The following is a 19,598-nucleotide window of genomic DNA, read 5'->3' as shown; positions in this document are numbered from 1 at the left end:
TTTGTTAATACACAAATGCAATGATAACTAAGGGTTATGATGGGACTTTTATCTGTTACCAAATTATCAACTGAGATCAAACAGTACTTGATCATCACAGGTAATTATTGGGCATTTACCTTAACTGACGGCGCGTTACGTATGTTAGTGGTGTTGTATTTCCACCAACTAGGATACGACCCACTCAGTATCGCCATGTTGTTTTTGTTTTATGAAATATTTGGCGTAATAACCAACCTAGTAGGCGGTTGGTTAGGCGCTAAATTTGGTTTAAACAAAACCATGAACATAGGGTTAGCTTTGCAAATACTGGCGTTAGCTATGTTAACCGTGGATGCCACTTGGTTAACCGTTATTTACGTTATGGCTGCGCAGGCGTTATCAGGTATAGCCAAAGACTTAAATAAAATGAGTGCCAAAAGCTCCATTAAGTTACTGGTGCCTAGTGATCAAAACGACAAGTTATACAAATGGGTCGCTTTGCTGACAGGTTCTAAAAACGCCCTAAAAGGTATCGGCTTTTTCCTTGGCGGCATGTTATTAAGCTTGTTTGAATTTCGGGGTGCCATACTGATTATGTTAATCATGTTGACGCTAGTTTGGCTGTTTAGCATCGTTATGCTCAAACAAGACCTAGGAAAAGCGAAATTCAAACCTAAGTTCAAAGATCTGTTATCTAAAAGCAAACCAATTAATATTTTATCCGCTGCCAGATTATTCTTATTTGGCGCTCGTGATGTTTGGTTTGTGGTTGCCCTTCCCGTTTATTTGGCCGTGACCTTTAATTGGGATCATTGGTGGGTAGGTGGGTTTATGGCAAGCTGGGTTATTGGTTACGGCATAGTGCAGTCGTTTGCTCCGGCCCTTACCAACAGCAGTAAAAATACCACACAAAATCAAGCACCAAGTGGCCAAGCGGCTTTTGTTTGGGCATCAGTACTTGCGTTACTGCCAGCATTAATCGCCCTCGCCCTACATTTTGATTTTCATATTCAGACGGCACTTATTGTTGGCTTAATGTTATTTGGTTTTGTTTTTGCGATTAACTCGTCTTTACATAGTTACTTAATAGTCAGTTTTGCAGATAAAGACGGGGTATCGCTGGATGTTGGTTTTTATTATATGGCCAATGCCATGGGGCGATTATTAGGTACCGTTCTGTCTGGCTGGGTTTATCAAGTTTATGGCTTGGAAGCCTGTTTGTGGATATCTTGCAGCTTTATAAGTTTAGCGGCGTTATTGTCGATGGGGTTACCGAGGCAAGAACAGCTGTAAGCTGTAAGCTGTAAGCTGTAAGCTGTAAGCTGTAAGCTGTAAGCTGTAAGCATGAGAAAAATAAAAAGGTTAATGTATATCTACATTAACCTTTTTAATTCACTATGAGTTAAATGTTAATAAAACCCCTACCACATTAAGTCGTCTGGAATGACGTAATCTGCGTATGGGTCGTCTTCTTCTACTTCTTGAATTTCATTTTGTGATACTAAAACAGAGTCATCACGTACTGCTATTTTCTCAGCTACTACGCTTGGGATAACCGCGTAATCGTCAGTACCAGTTTCACCAAAACGTACAATACTTAACAAGCCATTTGCAAGTTGACGTTGGATTTTATCCGACACGGTAAGTTTTTTAACCGCTGTACCATCGGTAAAGTTATAAGCGATATTACCGTGGCTAATATCCAACATGTTCATTTCTATTAATTGTTTAATTTGCGCTTGAATTGCTTTAGCTTGAGCTTGTTGTTTTATCTGCTCATTTAACTCTTTGTCTTTCGCTAATTGAGCCAAACGTTTCTCTTCGGTTGCGGCTTTAACTTCACGTTTTAAGTCGCGCGTTTTTTTACTGGCTTTTTTTGCTTTTTTCGCTTTTTTTCGTTTGTAAGACCGGCTTGTAAAAGCTGCTCTTGTAATGACATTTGGGCCATTTGAATACCTAACCTGGCTGAATTTATGCGGATATTATCGTTTAGTTATAAATAATTTCAACAACTGTCTGTAGCTATATAAAATTAATCCCAGTTAAGGTAACGTTTATCTTATATATCCATATAAATTAGCTCAGTGGAAACTTCCCAATGAAAAGTAAATTGTTAATATTAAGTGTGCTTTCGCTCTCTTTTGTTATGCAAACTAATACCGTACAAGCCGATCCAACACTCTTGCCCCCTATCAAACAATGGCAAGGAAAAAGCTTAGAACTCGTTAAAGATAAAAGTGATAAATGGCAGACGCAGTTTGAAAAATCAAACATGTTATCTACACCAAATTATGATCAAAGTATTAAGTACATTAAAGCGTTAGCCAAGTCAGACAAACAGTTTAATTTAACCTCAATTGGTAAAAGCCCACAAAACCGAGATATTTGGATGTTAATCGCCTCCAAAGATGGCGCTAAAACACCTGAGCAATTACAAAAAAATAAAAAGCCAACTTTGTTTATTCAAGCAGGCATACATGCCGGTGAGATAGACGGCAAAGATGCTGGTTTTATGTTGTTACGTGACATCAGCAAAAACGGTAAAGGTCACTTGTTAGACAAGGTAAATTTACTTTTTATTCCTATCTTTAATGTTGACGGGCACGAACGCTCAAGCCCACATAACCGAGTAAATCAACGTGGTCCAAAAAATATGGGCTGGCGTACAACGGCACAAAACATAAATCTTAATCGTGACTTTGCCAAAGCAGACACCCCAGAGATGCAAGCTTTGATCAGCACCATCAATAAATGGCAACCTACTTTATATTTAGACATTCATGTTACCGACGGTGAAGATTATCAATACGATATTACTTATGGTTACAACGGCGAACATGCCTATTCACCAAACATAAGTCAGTGGTTAGACACTGAGTTAACACCTGTAATAAACAGCGAGTTAAAGAAAAACGGTCATTTAGGCGGACCACTTACCTTTGGTATCGACAATAAAGACTTTGGCAAAGGCTTATTTGGTTGGACAGCAAGCCCAAGATACAGCAACGGTTGGGGCGATGCCCGCCACTTGCCGACTATTTTAATTGAGAACCACTCGTTAAAACCTTATTTTCAACGTGTCTTAGGCACTTATGTTTTCCTAGAAACTGTAATAAATAAACTGGCCACAGATGGCGATGCTCTTATTGCTGCGACAGAACAAGACATAAAACAAAAACATAAAACCTTGCCACTGGCTTGGTCTGCGGACACTGAAAATCCAGAATACATGGACTTTCAAGGTATGGAATACCAACAAGCCACTGATAAGTTAACTGGCATTAAATACGTTAAATGGACAGGCAAACCAAAAACCTACAACAAACTTCCAATTTTCTGGGCCAGAAAGCCAAGCGTTGAAGTGCAAGTACCTGAGTTTTATTACGTGCCCCCGCAACACTTAGACGTTATAGAACGCCTCACCAATCAAGGCATTCAATACAAAACGTTAAAACACCCATTAAAGCTACAAGTCACAGAACTAACTGCTAAAGATTACAGTTTTGGCAAAGTACCGTTTGAAGGCCACTTAACCGCGGATGCTAAATTCGATACCAACAAAGTAACCAAAACCTTACCGGCTGGCACAATAAAAATATCCACCAAACAAAATTTAGGTACATTAGTCGTAACCTTATTAGACCCAAGAGCACCAGATTCATACTTTAAATGGGGATTCTTTAACCAAATGTTCCAACAAACGGAATACATTGAAAGTTACGCCATGATCCCTTTGGCCCATAAAATGTTAAATAGTGACGCTAAATTAAAACAAGCGTTTTTTGATAAGTTTGGCGAAGCAAAATCTAAACAAGTAACCGAGGTTGAATCGAAAAAAGCAGGCTCACTAGAAGAGTTATTTGCCGAAGGTTCAGACGATAAAATGAAATGGTTATACCAACGTTCAGTGTATTACGATAACCAACACCTTAAATACCCCGTATTGTTTGAAATGTAAAAACACAGCTTAAACCAACTGATTATTTTAAAGCCTAGATTATATCTAGGCTTTTTTTGTTGGGGATGTTCCGTGCTGAAATGATCAATAAACACTTGTAAACTCATTTTTGAGTAATAGTGAGTTTGAAGTTACTGTTAGTTAGGATTCCGCACAAACCGCACGATTTAATTAAATTGAATATTTCATGCGACGCTTTATAATCTAACTCTAGACTCAACAAGGAACTGACCATGCATACATTAACAGCGAATGATGCCAAACGAAATTTTGGAGAGCTACTTTTAAGCGCACAACGTGAGCCAGTGAAAATCAGCAAAAACAGTAAAGATACTGTCGTTGTCATGTCTATTAGAGATTTTGAAGAACTGGAAGAGATGAAGGTTGAATACCTTAAGCATTGCTTCAAGTCAGCTAAGGAAGACTTAAACAATGGAAACGCTGTTGATGGCGAAAACTTTCTAAATTCACTTTAACTAACTTATGCAAAAGAATAAATATAAGTTAAGTAACTTAGCGCAGTCTCACTTACGAAAAATAAAAACCTACACCTTTGAAAATTACTCGGAGTTGCAGTGGTACAACTACAAGAATACTCTGCTATCAGTATTTCAGATGTTAGCCGATAACCCAGTGGTAGGAAGAAGCTGCGATGAAATCTACCCAAATGGCTTTTATTTCCCTGTTGGTAAACACACAGCTTACTTCACCAAAGAAGACAACTTTATCTTGATCGTGGCTGTCTTAGGTCAATCACAGCTACCCCAGAATCACGTGAAGTAACTTTACCTTCATCCTAGAAATAACCAAAACAACGGGGCTGAGTCATTGATTTTATTTTCACGTTATAAGTAAACTCATTTTAGGTGCAGAAAAGTGATCGCTTTTCAATTAACTCGAAGCTGAACTTTCGCAACTAGCTTCTCCTGCCTTTGCTATTCCTTCCAGCTAGTGGTAAAGCCATTCTTCCAACTTATAGCTTTATCCACCTTATTACAGCTTGCAATGATATTGATATCTCCATAATGTAGACGCTCATGTAGGTTGAACTAATGTGAATAAAAACAATGAAAAAACATCTTATACTCGCCTTAACTACCGGGCTTTCGCTGAGTGCTTGTTCCCCATCTGACCTAAGCGTTCAAACGGAACAAACATCACCATCGGTTGTTGATTATCAAGCAAAAGGGATCATCTCTAAATCGTTACCTGAGATCGTAGAAGCGTTAAATAATGGAGAAATTAGCTCTGAAGCGCTGGTTACTCTCTACCTTGATCGTATCGAAGCGATCGACAAACAAGGGCCACGTTTGCAGGCTGTGCTTAATGTTAACCCTGACGCTTTAATTTTAGCTAAAGAACTAGATGTCATGCGTGCAAATGGGGTAATTAAAGGGCCATTACATGGAGTTCCTATTTTACTAAAAGACAACATTGAAACGTTAGATAACATGCCAACAACCGCAGGTGCATTAGCGTTAAAAGATAATATTACCCATAGAGATAGTCCATTAGTGGCAGGTTTACGTGCCCAAGGGGCGATAATTTTGGGTAAGACCAATTTAAGTCAATGGGCTAATTTCCGTTCTGAAGGTTCTATGAGCGGTTGGTCTGCATTAGGTGGCCAAGTTAGAAATCCACATATGCTTGATAGAAACCCTTGTGGATCAAGTTCAGGATCTGGTGCCGCAACGGCTGCATCATTAGCTGCTGCGAGCGTGGGAACTGAAACTAACGGCTCAATTATTTGTCCATCCAATGCCAATGGCATTGTCGGTTTCAAACCTACTGTGGGTATTGTTCCACAGCAGCACATAATTCCTATTTCTGAATCACAAGATACGGCAGGACCTATGACTAAGTCCGTTAAAGGTGCAGCCATGTTAATGAATGCCATGGCGACGACGACGCCTGATATTGATTACACGTCAGGCTTAAACGCTAACGCACTTAAAGGCGTACGTGTCGGGGTGCTTAACTTTGCCAAAGGCTCCTCAAGTCAAATAATACAACGCTTTGACACAGCCTTAGTCGACTTGGCCGCTGCAGGAGCCATTTTAGTTAACATTGATCTACGCCCCAAAGCACCAGAGGGGTTAGGAAAAATGAGTTATGACTTACTAAAATATGAGTTTAAGGATGGCATAAATACATATCTTGCCTCAACGTCTTCTCAACAAGTACCCGTAAGAACATTACAAGAACTCATTGACTTTAACCAAGCCAATTCAGATATTGAACTGGCTTTGTTTGACCAAAGTATTTTTGTTTCATCACAATCCATGGACGCACTTGAAAGTAAGGCTTATAAAACGGCTGTTGCTACAGTGCAAAAAGCAACTCGTGAAGATGGGGTAGATAAACTATTAACAGAGCATAACGTCGATGTACTTATAGCCCCTTCAGGTCCTGTCGTGCCAAGAGTTGATGCGATTAATGGAGATGTTTGGCCAAATAGCTGGCCTGGGTTTGGCTCTTATGCAGCTCAAGCAGGTTACCCTCATGTGACTGTCCCTATGGGTGATATCAATGCGTTATCGGTAGGTTTATCTTTTATTGGAACTAAATTTACCGACGCCGAGCTGCTTGGATTTGCTTATGCCTATGAGCAGCAAACACAACGACGAATTGAACCTCGTTATTTAGCCAATGCTGAAGATATTCCAGCCATCGCAGACGCGATGAAAGCTAAAAGTCACTAACCACTAGATTCTGCGCATTAATTACACAAAATTACTGCACCATCAATATATCTAATATTCCTTGAGCTGTTGTAAGCTCAAGGAATAATCTATTTAAAGTTAGTAGCCTATGTGTACGGCTGATTTCCCGCAGACCGGCTAAACAACTAACTGTATCAGGCGCCTTTCACTTCCCCAACAATACCTGCATTTAACCGCTTAAACGCCGATTTTATTGTTGATTTTTCACAATCGTTAGCTGATATGTTATTTGATATCACTTTGCTTTGATTGTTCTAAAGCGTTTTCTATCAGGTCTTTTTTTGCTTGCTCACGCATCAGTGCCAACTTAGTCTTAACTTGTTCTTTTGTTAAGTATTCATATTTTCGATTTAACATCATGATAGGAGGTACATTGCCATCAAATTTGGCTTTCAAATTATCATTTGCAGTTTCATGTAATCGAAGAACTTTAAAACCGACGGTTGCCGTTCTACCTTCGGCAAAGCGTTCTGGAGTTTCAGCTAAAAACGATTTTGCCATTTCCAATAGGCCTTCTTTACGCACGGCAGGGGATGCAGAGTGGATGACATTTACTTTACCATTGTCTTCCACTTTAATGATGCCAACATGCCCTACCCAAGCTCCTTTACCTGTACTTCTTACTAAGTTAACAAAGTCGCCGGTTTGTAGGTATTGAGCAACAGCTGGTATATGTTCGTTGGGTACATAAGTTTCAACTGTTTTGACATTATCTTGAGGTACATTGATACCAAACTGCTTCGCAAAAAAGCGCTCTTTATTGATTGTTTGTTCATAGGTTTTTATTGTGTTCTCGCCAGCAATTGAGCTGATATCTTCTACCAACCAATTGTTATTTCTATTCCAATCATATTCAGTAAAATGATTACGTGTTACGACTCCAACTTCACCATTATTGTAACGAATGTGTTGCAAAGTTTTAAAAAAATCGCCCCAATTATCAGTTAATCCCATGGCGTAAGTATGTTCTACAAAAACGACACAATCACTTTTACTCAGTTCAAAAAGAGGTTGCGAGTCATAAGGTTCAAATGGCGCTTCGCCCAATAGATATAACTCGTATGGTTGGCCAATGTTTTTCTCAGCTATTCTGCCGATCCGCTTGCGTAAATCAGGCTCTTGCTCATGTAATATCCGTAAATATTGATCCGTCTGACGAGGTGATAATTGATATAATTGAGACGTTTTAATCACTCTATATTGCTGCTCTGTAATGCCAACCTTAGCAGCAATACTTACTTCTTCATCGGTAAGATAGATAGGTTCAGGCAAGCTAACGCAACCCGTTAATATAAGGCTTAGCGTTATTAAAGCAGAAAATTGTTTAATCAGTTGTTTCATATTATCCATTCGATATTTCTCTTATTGCTGCCCGTATCAAAGATTGGGAAGGAGGAGTTAAAAGCATTACAAACTCAACTATTTCAAATTAACAAGTGAAATGCAATTATTTATTCCCATCAGCTTTATTATTAAAATTTATTATTCCGAATTTACAACTCGCTCCCTTATTCGATAATAAATTCATCCCTTCCAAGCAGACTTTTAAGTGCTTGTTATTTAGACACTTTATACACTCCATTATTTGTAAATTATGACGACAGCACAAAATTTGCACAAAAAATACTTATCCTCTGCGAGAGTTTGTACAATTAATACTCTAATTTTGGTTCTGAGTTCGATTGTCTCATTGAACTCTGGTTATAAGTTCATCAACTTATGATTAGAGCATGTTGCTCATTTTACTATCGACTTTATGTTTTATATTTTGGTCAATAAAATCGTTATACGTACATGTTGTGTCTAGATATGTAATAAAGGGAAAGGAAGAATAAAAGGGAAATTAATATAAAGATGAATTGCTGATTTAGTTTTTGAATCCTAAAAGTCAGTTAAATGTAATGCCACAAGCTCATTTAACCGGGACATAAATAACAATAACAATATAAAATTAGGAATTATTATGAAAAAAACACCCCACTTCTCTTTTATTGCAGCAAGTCTATTGCTGACAACTGGATTTAGTGCCAACGCCGCGCGCACATGTGACACTATAGAGGTTACAGCTTCAGCTTTAAATGTGAGAACAGGTCCAAGCACAGGTAACTCAATTGTTGGCAGTATTCAAACAGGCGAAAAATATGTAAAAACCAACACGACGGGCGACTGGGCAGAGATCTGGTTTGATGGCTCAAAACGTTGGATCTCAGCAGCAGCTTATACCAATTCAATCACATCAAATTGTGCAAAAGTCACGGCTGGTACGTTAAACATACGTACGGGAGCTGGCTCTGGCTACAGTATTGCAGGCACAGTGCCGCAAGACTCTTTATGGGTATTAACAGGTAATACATCTTCTGGTTGGGAACAGATCTACTTTGACAGTGAATTGCGCTGGGGCTATTCCACATATTTAGACACCACGGAAGACACACCTCCTCCACCAATTTCGGTTTCAAACTTTATAATCAATAATGATGATACTTCAACTGATAATCAGTTTGTCTATGTTTCAGCAACCATCAATGATGGGAGCGCAACCGAATTTATGATGAGTGAACTCTCTGATTTTTCTGATGCAAATTGGGTCACGTACACTGCTAACCCTAGTTTTTCATTATCTGCGGGTAATGGAACTAAGACCTTATATTATCGTGTAAAAGATTCATTAGGTCGTGTATCTGAAAGTGTTTCAGATACTATTGTATTAGACATCCCACCACCAGTAACCGTTAGAACCATTAATCCTACTGATTGGTTTGATGAATACCGAGTGCAATTTGGCAGCATGTCTCAAAGCCAAGTTGACGGTATGAATTTCTTGATTGCCAATATGGAAAATGACCAAGAAGCCGCGTACACCAATTTAACGGTTTACCAACGTCAAATGGCTTATTTATGGGCGACAGTAAAACATGAAGTTGCCAATACCTATATGCCAATAACTGAATATGGAAATACTTACTGTGTGAATTATAGTGGCGGTTGTACTTATAAAGGCCGTGGTTATGTGCAGTTAACTCATGACTGGAACTACACGAATATGACACCACATGTGAATAGCATATTGGGCATTAATGTTGATTTATATGCAAACCCAGAGTTAGCTTTAGATCCTGATATTGCATATACAGTCATGTCATATGGGTCATTTAATGGTGTTTTCACTGGTCGTTCTATTGGTCAATACATCTATTCTGGTACGACCGACTACTGGAATGCTCGTCGTGTTATTAACGGCACTGACAAAGCCTCACTTATTCAAGGCTACGCTCAGAAATTCCAAACCATAATGGAAGCGTCGACTAACTAATGGCTAGTTTGTTTGATATGTCGTCACCAAAGGCTTTAGGGCCTTTGGTGATTGCTGCGTTAGTAGGCGCAGTCGGGGGCTATTTTTTAGCAAGTGCTAACTCAACTAATAATTCTGAGCGATTGACTCAGCAGCCTATATTGGCTGAGCATAATCAAAGCAAACAACAAACCATTGCAAGACCTCACCAAACGGTGATTAACAGCAGTAGATCTACAGCCAAAGAGACAACGGTAAAACAAGACAATGACCTGGCTCCTGAAGGCGTTTTTTACAATGTGGTTAATGATGATCTTGAAATGGCTATAGCATCATTACAACTTTTACCTGAGTTAATTTCCAATAAAGATTTTAAGGGTATTGCAAAATTCAAACAAACTCTGCTTTCTTTAGCAAAAGGCGATAATGAGATACTGGATCAGTTGTTACTTTCATTTCAACAGCAGATTGATAATGAAGATATCAAATATGAATTACTGCAGATTTTAACCAAAATCAAACACCCTAAAGTTGAAAATTATGCTCAGGAGTTGGCCTTATCAAATGATAGAAATGACAAACTAACGGGATTGGAGTTACTTGCTGACTTGGGCGTTGCCAACCAAGAAACCATGAACATTGCGTTAGATTCACTGCATGACAATACTGCCGACCCGCAAATACTGCAAACGGCGATGAGAGCAATGCCAGACATGCTGATCTCAAGTGAACAAAACAGAGAGATATTAACTCGTTTAGAAGAGTTAAGTCAGCATCCGGAAGAGTCGGTCCGCAGTGAAAGTCTGTTCTCTATTGCAAAACAAGCTAAAAATGAAGAACAGCTAACACCTTTGTTAAATGCAATGCAATCAGGAAGCATTGACGAGAAGATCAGCGCGGCTATGGCCATTGAAAAAAGCACAGTTAGAGGAGACAATTTAAAATATGCCTTGTTAAACGAAGTGAAAAATATGAATGGCTTGCCAGAAGTAAGGGCAATGGCAGCAAGTTCGTTAAAACGATTTAGCTTATCTTCCAGTGAACTAAGTGTACTGGAAAGTTATCGTTCATCTCTTTCTTGGAACGCAGGGTGATCACTTTTCCTTGCCGACATCAATGCATTCACACTATGATGTCGGCATCATTCCAATTCAAACTAAGTTTAGAACGGAGCATCATGATCAAAACTATAATAATTGTCACGTCTTTGATTGTAATACTATTCTCAAGCTCACTTAGGGCGAGTAACACTGGTGATTTGACTTTATTGTTAGAAAAAGCAACCAGTGTTGATTATCAAGACATACAACATGCTCGGAAAATAGCGACTAAATTAAACCAACAAGCGAGTCATTCCGAAGAAGTACTCACGTCAATTTTAAATGCTTTGCAACAAAGCCCAAGCAACACATTATTTGCAAAGTATCTTTTGCCAGATCTAGCATTAAACCCAAGTAAAAAAGTAACTAATACCGCGCTAATGTTATTGACGTCCCAACAACCAAACGACCAGTTGATCGGTTTAGAAATAATCTCAAGCAGGAAGATAAAAAGCTCAGACGAAAAAGAAGCGTTACTGATTGCTCTATTTAATTTATTCGATGTAATGAGTAATGAACAAGTCATCGATAATGTATTTGGCTTATTACAATCACAATCATTTTCTAAGGATTCTTATTTCCGACTTGCCCAAGCCTTGCAACCTTTATGTAAGCACCCAAATGAATCAATTCGCAGCAATAGCTACTTTGCAATAGCACGTTTTGCTCAAGATGAGCATCAATTACTATGTATTGTCGACTCATTAAAAACACAAAGTAATGTCCTTAAAACCAGTGCTATCATGGCTCTGTCGCAATCCAATGTTAAAGGTTCAACTATAAAAAATGCGATGAAAGCATTTGCCAATGACCAGAGTCAATCACAGGAAAATCGCGCTAGCGCAAGACAAATTTTAACGTCATATTGAATAGGATGCCGAATAAGGGATGTTGTTCTCAATTAGAATAACGAGAAAGCGTTGAGAAGGTGAAACTTGAGCGTTCACATAAATACGGACACATTTATGTATGCCTATTAGTAAAAAACTTAAGAACCTTCTTACTAAAAAGGCTTAAGAACCCTCGTTTGTCTCAATTGTTGCTGCCGTAGGTTCACTCAGGCGTGTGACTAACAGCTGCTCGACTCTGATGCCATCGACATCTATGGCTTCAAATTTATAACCGTCGTGGATCACATAATCGGTGCGTTTTGGTAGACGTTTCATCGTATAGATCAGGAATCCGGCAAGGGTTTCATACTGATTATCGTTAGGAAATACATCTATATCTAACAACTTCATTAGGTCGACTATCGGCGTCACGCCATCCACTAACCAAGAATTGGCATCACGCTGGACTATTTGCTCTTCGCCGTGAATGGTCACTAAGTCCCCCATAAAACTACTCATCAAGTCTTTTAACGTCACTAGACCAACTACCATAGCGTATTCGTTAACCACGATAGCAAAAGGCTGCATCGCAGATTTAAACTCGTTAAGTGCTTCCGACAGTGTTAGGGTTTCTGGTAAGTAAAACAGTTCAGTTTGGAGCATGCTGTCTTTCAAATGGGCAGATTCACCTTTTAGTAGTTGGCGTAAAATCTGTTTCGACTCGACCGAACCAACAACTCTATCCAACTGACCGTCACACACTAAGAAGTTATTGTGCGGGTGCTCTAAAATCTTGGCACTAATCGTTTCGCTGTCATCTTTAATGTCAAAATAGACGATGGCGTCTCGTGTAGTCATTGCAGTTGGCAAGGTACGGCCCTCAAGTTCGAACACATTGCCTAGCAGTTGGTATTCCTGTTGCTGTAACGATCCGTGTTCAGCCCCCGCGTCCATCATGGCAACGATGTCTTCGGTAGTAACCACGTCTTCTCGTACCATAGGCATCTTAAAAATACGTAATACTAAATTAGTGATGCTATTAAATAGCATTACCAGCGGCGTTAATGCATAGGTGATAACGTTCATCAGCCCAACAACTTTTGCCGCGACAACTTCTGGCATGATCATGGCGATGCGTTTTGGCAATAAGTCCGCAAACAATATGAATAACGATGTGATGGCTAAGAACGACAACAAGAAACTAATTTGCTCAGCCATAGGCCCAGAATACACCAGTGCTACTAACTCAGATGTATAAGGGGTTAAGGTTTGTTCACCAATGATACCGCCTAAAATAGCGATGGCATTAAGGGCGATTTGGATCATAGCGAAGAAACTCCCTGGCTGCTCTTGCAAGCGAAGTACGGCTGCAGCTTTGTCATCACCTTCATCGGCCATAACTCTTAATTTGATTTTCCGTGAAGCAGCAATGGAAATCTCTGACATAGCAAACAAGGCACCAAAGAATATCAAAATGGCAATGCCGAATAAGTCACTCATGTTTTACTCCTGTTCACGGATTGACAGGGCGTCAACCATCGTCTTGCTTGATTAAAAAAGCGCGCAATTATTATTCAATATTAGTTAGACAGCAACCGTTTTATTATTAATAATTAAAAATAAAAATACCCTTTTAAAATCAAAAACTTAAACAACTTTAACAATCTTGCATTAGGTCATATTCTGTATCAGCAGCACGGTCTTTAGTCTTGGTGCAATTCAAAACCGAATAAATGGGTACACCGCATTACGAGTTAGTTGTATTTATTACTCCAGACCGATATTACACGACGTTAATATGAGTAACTGGAACCGACATTAAAAACGACAAAGGCCCCATAAGGAGCCTTCATAAGTACTACTAAGAAATTGTCATTATTATTTCAGCGGTAACTAAAAACTAACATCCCCTTACTCCGCAAAATTAACCCTAGTCCTCAAACTTAACCCTAAAGCCAGCATTAACAGTAAAACCATCATTTCTTGACCAGATATCAGTTGTCCATCGCCCACTTGGTGCTTGGCTTGGTAATAACAATGAATAATCTTTGGTTTGTCGAATATTTAATAAGATATTAATTATTACAATTAATTTTGAAACGACTTGGAGCATAGTCCCCCTTAAAATAAAGTATCACTTTAATTCTTCGAAGTTTTCCTGCCTTTGTTAACTTCAGTGATATATTTATCCGTTTTAATTGATGCAGAGCATTATTACATGGCTTTGATTACTTTCTTTTATTCTTGATATAGAACAAAAAGGGAGCCACTGCTGTGCTCCCTTAACATCGGATAATAAAAATGAACTATAAGAAGCTAACTATAAAAGCTATACCGCTGGTTTCTCAGACTCATTATTAGCAGCACTTTCAATTTCACTTTGTCTGGCAATCTCATTCGATATTGCCATTGGTGAGCCTGTGTTTCTGGCAATCCAATAATACGCCATTGGGATGACGTACAAGGTTAAGATAGTTGAGAAGGCAACACCAAAGAAAATTACTACTCCGATTACAGAGCGACTTTCAGCCCCAGCACCTGAGGCTATCATCAGCGGTACAGCACTCATAATGGTTGAGAACGACGTCATGACAATTGGACGTAAACGTTGTTTTGATGCTTGGATCAATGAATCTTTAAATTCGCCACCTTTGTCACGTAATTGATTGGTGAATTCGACAATTAAAATACCATTTTTAGCGGCCAGACCTATTAACATCACCAGTCCAATTTGACTATAAATATTAAGTGTCATTCCGGTTAATTGTAATCCCATTAACGCACCGAGTGCCGCTAAAGGAACCGCCAGCATGATCACCAGTGGATGTACAAAACTTTCAAACTGAGCAGCCAGAACAAGATATGTCACTACCATAGCCATCAACATAACAAAAGCAATTGAACTGCCAGACTCTTTGTACAAAGACGATTGACCTTTGTAATCAACATTCACATTGCCTGTGATATTTTCTTTAACCACTTGATTTAAAAAGTCTAATGCTTGGCCTAATGTATAACCATCCGCTAAGTTAGCTTCGATGGTGATTGAACGCATACGGTTATAACGGTTTAATCGACTCGCTGTTGCCCGTTCATTTACCGTCACTAAGTTTGACAATGGAATAAGCTGTTTTGTTGTGGCCGAACGTACGTATAAACCATCTAAATCGGACGGACTATTAAACTGCTCATCGCGTCCTTCTAGTAATACATTATATTCTTCACCACGTTCAATATAAGTCGTTGCTCGACGTTGGCCTAACATGGCTTCTAATGTGCCACCAATATCGGCTACCGACACACCTAAATCCGATGCGCGTTCTGTGTTTATCTCTACCAATAACTGAGGCAAGGTTTCTTTAAAGTCACTGTCTAAACGCAACAAGTTTGGATTCTTTCTGGCTTCTTCTAGAATAATATCGCGCCATTTGGCTAACTCTTCGTAAGTGTCACCTTGAATAACAAATTGTACAGGGCTGCCAATACCACGACCGCCCAAACCACTTCGCATCATGGCAAACGCTCTAATATCGGTTAACTCTTGCAGTTCTGCAGATATTTCATCCATCACTTGATTAGTGGATTTAGTGCGGTGTTCCCAGTCAGGCATACCAACAATAGCGATACCGGCACTGCCACCAAACCCTGGTGTTCTTACTATAACTCGATGAATATCTCCACGTTCGTAATAGGCTAATAAACGCTGTTCTACTTGTTCGGTGTTGTTCACACTATTTTGATAACTAGCCCCTTCCGCACCACGGATCATAACAAAGAAATTACCTCTGTCTTCTTTAGGTGCTAACTCTTGTGGGATAGTTTGAAATAAACCAACAATCGCGGCTACGGCCAATATCATAATAATAGCTAAGCCTACTTTGTTATTAACGGTTGATTTAAGTTGGTTTTCATATCCGGTTTCTAATTTATTAAACCCGTTGTCTAACCAAACCCCAAATTTAGATTCACGCTTTCTATGTTTTAATATTTTTGAACATAACATAGGCGATAATGTTAACGCGGCAACACTTGAGAAGATAACGGCCGTGGCTACTGTGATAGCAAACTCTACAAATAAACGGCCTACATTGCCTTCTAAAAAGACCAAAGGTAAAAACACTGACACTAATACTAACGTCGTGGCTATTACCGCAAATCCAACTTCTCGCGCACCATTGTAAGACGCCATTAACGGCGATTCGCCCTCTTCTATTCGACGATAAATATTTTCCAATACCACAATAGAGTCATCCACCACCAAACCAATAGCGAGTACCAAGGCTAATAGGGTTAATAAGTTAATGGAGAAGCCCAACATCAACAAAACGGTGAAAGTAGACACTAAGGCCACTGGCACCGTAATCGCGGGGATAAACGTCGCTCTTACATTGCCTAAAAATAGATAGATAACTAACACAACCAAAGCAATGGCAATGGCTAACGTGCTATACACTTCTTCGATTGATTTAGCGATAAACACCGATGAATCATACGAATCTGAGATTTTTGTTCCGGCCGGTAAACTCTCTTGTAAACGGGCTAATTCTGCTCTGGCATTTCTAACCACATCTAAAGTATTGGCTTTAGATTGTTTAATTATTCCAAGACCCACCATGTTACTACCATTGCCTCGGAACGTGCTTTCTTCATCTTCTGCGGCTAATTCAACTTCAGTGACATCACCTAAACGGATCAAATATCCGTCTTCGCCTTTGCCAACCACCAGCGATTTATACTGTTCTGGAGTTTTATACGCACGTTCAATACGAACATTGAAGGTTCTATCGGTTGACTTCACTTCACCAGCTGGCAGTTCTACGTTTTCTTTACGTAACGTGTTTTCAATATCTGCAACCGTTACGTTACGTGCAGCCATGGCATCTTTGTTCAACCAGACTTTCATTGAATAATCACGTGAGCCACCTAAACGAACACGGGCAACACCATCAACAACGGCAAAGCGGTCAACAATATAACGTTTGGCATAGTCCGTTAATTCCAAGTTGTTCATGGTTTCTGAGTTCATTACAAACCATGCAATAACATCTTCATCGTCATTCGCTTTAAAGACTTCTGGCGGTAACGCTTGTTCTGGCAAGTTGTTTAATGCTCTTGATACACGTTCACGAACATCATTGGCTGCGGAATCAATATTGCGACTGGTTTTAAATTCTATGGTGATCTGAGAACGACCATTACGTGAACTTGAGTTAATATTTTTTATTCCCTCAATGCCAGAAATTCGCCCCTCTAATATCTGAGTTATTTTACTTTCGACTATTTCCGCTGACGCGCCAGGATAGTTAGTACTAACTGAAACAATTGGGGGGTCGATGTCCGGGTATTGGCGCAATGACAACATAAAAAAGGCAACCACACCAAAGGTCACTAACAGCATGTTAACAACAGTGGCAAAAACGGGACGTTTTACCGATAGGTCAGATAACAACATACCTTACCCCTTCGTATTTGTAGTTGATTTAGTTTGTTTTGAATTTTGTGCTGCGGTGGTCACCATAGAACCATCTCTTACTTTGATGACACCTTGGGATATCACAACGTCACCTTCTACCAAGCCTGACAGTATTTCAACCACACCTGGTTTACGACGGCCCGTCTCAACCAACACTTTGTGTACTTTATTATCTATTACTTTGTAAACATAATGTTCTGCGTTCATTGGGATGATTGAAGTTTCTGGTACCGTTAACGTTTCGATTGATTGTGTTTCAACGATTAACTGCAATAACATGCCAGCACGTAATTTCAAGTCTGAATTTGGAAACAGAGCGCGCACTTTAAATGAGCGAGTCGCTTTGTCTAAACGAGACGCGATACTCGAAATCGTGCCATTAAAGGTCTGACCGTAGGCAATGTTTTTAGCCGATACCGGTTGACCTTCACTCACTCGGTTTAAGTATTTTTCAGGTAACTCAAACTCTACTTTAATTTGTGATAAATCATCTAAGGTTGTAATTTCGGTATTACTGGTAAGTAATTGGCCAACACTGATCTGACGCAACCCTAATTTACCGGCAAAAGGGGCGTAGATGTATTTTTCTGATAATTGTATTTTGGCGACTGAAAGCTGGGCCTGTGTCGATTCCATTAAGCTTTTTTGACTGTCTATAGCACTTTCTGCTGGCGCGCTGGTTTTATTAATATCTAATAAACGCTGTAATTGTCTTTTTTGTTCAGCCAGTTTTATTTCTAATTCTTTAACTTCGGCTTGTTCTTCCGCGTGTTCTAAAGAAACGATCAATTGTCCTTTTTCCACTTTATCGCTGTCTTCAAAATGCAAAGACTTAACACGGTCTGTACTTTGGGCTGTTAAAATAATGGATTCGTTGGCTTGAGTTGTCCCTAATGCGATTATCTCATCTTTCAAAAATTGTTTAGATACCACTTGAGTTTCAACGAGTGGTAATTGTTTTCCACTTTGTTGTCCGTTTGATTGTTCAGCCGCTGGCCAATAAACAAATGCCAACATACAAATTAACAATAATACAATCCAAGTCACTGGCTTTTTAAACATTTGTGTATACCCATTTTCAATTGAAATAATGAACCGCGAATAAAGCTCGCCTAACTGTAGGCAATAATATCAACATACACTAACAACACACAGGCGATTAACCTTAATAAACTTACCTTTTAACGATTTTCATTGCGGAAAATCTAGTGCTTGGGGGCAAAATAGACCCTAATATCTCTTTTATTTATACCTAGCAATAAATTAATATTGTGGCTTAATAACTGATCCTGATAAGGTTAGTTGATGTGAAATTTAGAAGTTGAAAAATGAATAATAAAATTAATAACGTAGCCGTAGTAGGCGGCACACACGGTAACGAATTGGCTGGTATTTATCTGGTCAATTATTGGCGTGACAATGAACCTAATTTTCTAATCAGAAACTCATTTAACACTCAGACGCTATTGGCTAATACCAAAGCGATAAGTAATAACAAACGTTATTACGATTGTGATTTAAATAGACAGTTTTCCTCTGAGTCTTTGGCTAACATGACATTGTCTAATTACGAACAATCCCGTGCGAAAGTTATTAATCAGCAGCTTGGCCCTAAAGGTAATGCTAAAACTGATTTAGTGATAGACCTACATAATACAACATCAAATATGGGACCAACATTATTAGTACCTCAGCAAGGTGAATTTTATGACTTATTGTCTATTTATATTCGACATATCATGCCTGAAGTTATTGTCTATTTAGATGAAGAACATAAATCAAATGACGAACATCATTTGTTATGCACCTTAGGGAAACGTGGAGTGATAGTTGAAGTTGGTCCGGTTTCTCAAGGTGTATTAAAACACGAAGTCAATGAACAAATGGCTAAAATGACCGCGACTATTCTGGACTTTGTTGACTTATATAATGCCGATAACCTACCGGAACTGCCTAAGTCAACGGAGGCTTTCCGTTATTTAGAGTGTTTAACTTTGCCAGTCAATGAGCACAATCAACGTATTGGTATGGTTCATAAAAATATTGAAGGTAATGATTTTAAAGCTTTGAATCCAGGCGATCCAGTATTTGCCTTATTTGATGGTACGGAAATTTTATACCAAGGGGCACAAACGGTTTATCCAACCTTCATTAATGAAGCCGCTTATTATGACAATAACCTAGCCATGAGTTTATGTGAAAAGGTGTTGATCAATAACCCTCGGGGTTAACTAGATAAA

15 protein-coding genes are annotated in these 19,598 nt (G+C 39.1%); 9 read left to right on the top strand and 6 right to left on the bottom strand.

The genetic code is table 11. The annotated features are described in order from the left end of the window. The first annotated feature begins 39 nt into the window (after nt 1-39). Complete coding sequence (gene arsJ, locus RT723_RS14760; RefSeq protein ID WP_315948544.1) at nt 40-1,275, top strand: organoarsenical effux MFS transporter ArsJ; 1,236 nt, start codon at nt 40-42, stop codon at nt 1,273-1,275. Between the two features lie 128 nt (nt 1,276-1,403). Here the strand turns inward: arsJ and RT723_RS14755 are convergent, their stop codons facing one another. Beyond that, complete coding sequence (locus tag RT723_RS14755) at nt 1,404-1,916, bottom strand: DUF2058 domain-containing protein (RefSeq protein ID WP_315948543.1); 513 nt, start codon at nt 1,914-1,916, stop codon at nt 1,404-1,406. A gap of 164 nt (nt 1,917-2,080) precedes the next feature. Between RT723_RS14755 and RT723_RS14750 the strand changes: the two genes are divergently transcribed. The 4 genes from RT723_RS14750 to RT723_RS14735 all read left to right on the top strand — a co-directional run bounded on the left by RT723_RS14750 (nt 2,081) and on the right by RT723_RS14735 (nt 6,642). Then, entirely contained in the window at nt 2,081-3,940 is a 1,860-nt protein-coding gene (locus RT723_RS14750) for a M14 family metallopeptidase (RefSeq protein ID WP_315947843.1), read from the top strand. 233 nt (nt 3,941-4,173) lie between these two features. After that, nucleotides 4,174-4,416, top strand: coding sequence for a type II toxin-antitoxin system Phd/YefM family antitoxin (locus RT723_RS14745; RefSeq protein WP_216053600.1), 243 nt, complete (start codon nt 4,174-4,176; stop codon nt 4,414-4,416). A gap of 7 nt (nt 4,417-4,423) precedes the next feature. Continuing rightward, nucleotides 4,424-4,723 carry a type II toxin-antitoxin system RelE/ParE family toxin gene (locus tag RT723_RS14740; RefSeq protein WP_315947842.1) on the top strand — a complete coding sequence of 100 codons (300 nt, stop codon included), beginning with the start codon at nt 4,424-4,426 and terminating at the stop codon, nt 4,721-4,723. Between the two features lie 284 nt (nt 4,724-5,007). Next, nucleotides 5,008-6,642: an amidase gene (locus RT723_RS14735; RefSeq protein WP_315947840.1), complete on the top strand. Its 1,635-nt coding sequence runs from the start codon at nt 5,008-5,010 to the stop codon at nt 6,640-6,642. 246 nt (nt 6,643-6,888) lie between these two features. On the opposite strand, the gene RT723_RS14730 is transcribed toward RT723_RS14735, so the two are convergent. Continuing rightward, nucleotides 6,889-8,013 carry an N-acetylmuramoyl-L-alanine amidase-like domain-containing protein gene (locus tag RT723_RS14730; protein ID WP_315947838.1) on the bottom strand — a complete coding sequence of 375 codons (1,125 nt, stop codon included), beginning with the start codon at nt 8,011-8,013 and terminating at the stop codon, nt 6,889-6,891. A gap of 613 nt (nt 8,014-8,626) precedes the next feature. On the opposite strand from RT723_RS14730, the gene RT723_RS14725 reads away from it, so the two are divergent. The 3 genes from RT723_RS14725 (at nt 8,627) to RT723_RS14715 (ending at nt 11,924) form a co-directional block, all read left to right on the top strand. After that, on the top strand, nt 8,627-9,976 hold the full coding sequence (locus tag RT723_RS14725; RefSeq protein WP_315947837.1) for an SH3 domain-containing protein: 1,350 nt from the start codon (nt 8,627-8,629) through the stop codon (nt 9,974-9,976). Continuing rightward, nucleotides 9,976-11,049 carry a HEAT repeat domain-containing protein gene (locus tag RT723_RS14720; protein WP_315947836.1) on the top strand — a complete coding sequence of 358 codons (1,074 nt, stop codon included), beginning with the start codon at nt 9,976-9,978 and terminating at the stop codon, nt 11,047-11,049. Before RT723_RS14725 ends, RT723_RS14720 begins: the two co-directional genes overlap by 1 nt. Before the next feature lie 83 nt (nt 11,050-11,132). Continuing rightward, nucleotides 11,133-11,924 carry a hypothetical protein gene (locus RT723_RS14715; protein ID WP_315947834.1) on the top strand — a complete coding sequence of 264 codons (792 nt, stop codon included), beginning with the start codon at nt 11,133-11,135 and terminating at the stop codon, nt 11,922-11,924. A 144-nt stretch (nt 11,925-12,068) separates the two neighbouring features. Here the strand turns inward: RT723_RS14715 and paeA are convergent, their stop codons facing one another. From paeA to RT723_RS14695, 4 genes are all read right to left on the bottom strand, one after another. Then, on the bottom strand, nt 12,069-13,385 hold the full coding sequence (paeA, locus tag RT723_RS14710) for a polyamine export protein PaeA (protein ID WP_315947832.1): 1,317 nt from the start codon (nt 13,383-13,385) through the stop codon (nt 12,069-12,071). A 430-nt stretch (nt 13,386-13,815) separates the two neighbouring features. Next, nucleotides 13,816-13,998 carry a hypothetical protein gene (locus RT723_RS14705; RefSeq protein WP_315947831.1) on the bottom strand — a complete coding sequence of 61 codons (183 nt, stop codon included), beginning with the start codon at nt 13,996-13,998 and terminating at the stop codon, nt 13,816-13,818. Between the two features lie 216 nt (nt 13,999-14,214). Beyond that, nucleotides 14,215-17,337 carry an efflux RND transporter permease subunit gene (locus RT723_RS14700; protein WP_315947830.1) on the bottom strand — a complete coding sequence of 1,041 codons (3,123 nt, stop codon included), beginning with the start codon at nt 17,335-17,337 and terminating at the stop codon, nt 14,215-14,217. A 3-nt stretch (nt 17,338-17,340) separates the two neighbouring features. Continuing rightward, complete coding sequence (locus tag RT723_RS14695) at nt 17,341-18,420, bottom strand: efflux RND transporter periplasmic adaptor subunit (RefSeq protein WP_315947828.1); 1,080 nt, start codon at nt 18,418-18,420, stop codon at nt 17,341-17,343. 266 nt (nt 18,421-18,686) lie between these two features. On the opposite strand from RT723_RS14695, the gene RT723_RS14690 reads away from it, so the two are divergent. Beyond that, entirely contained in the window at nt 18,687-19,589 is a 903-nt protein-coding gene (locus RT723_RS14690) for an aspartoacylase (protein WP_315947826.1), read from the top strand. Nucleotides 19,590-19,598: the final 9 nt, after the last annotated feature.

This window comes from Psychrosphaera aquimarina, from assembly GCF_032461525.1.
In the GTDB taxonomy this organism is placed as follows: domain Bacteria; phylum Pseudomonadota; class Gammaproteobacteria; order Enterobacterales; family Alteromonadaceae; genus Psychrosphaera; species Psychrosphaera aquimarina.
Note: the sequence above shows the minus strand (reverse complement) of the source record. Positions and strands in the feature narration are given on the sequence as shown.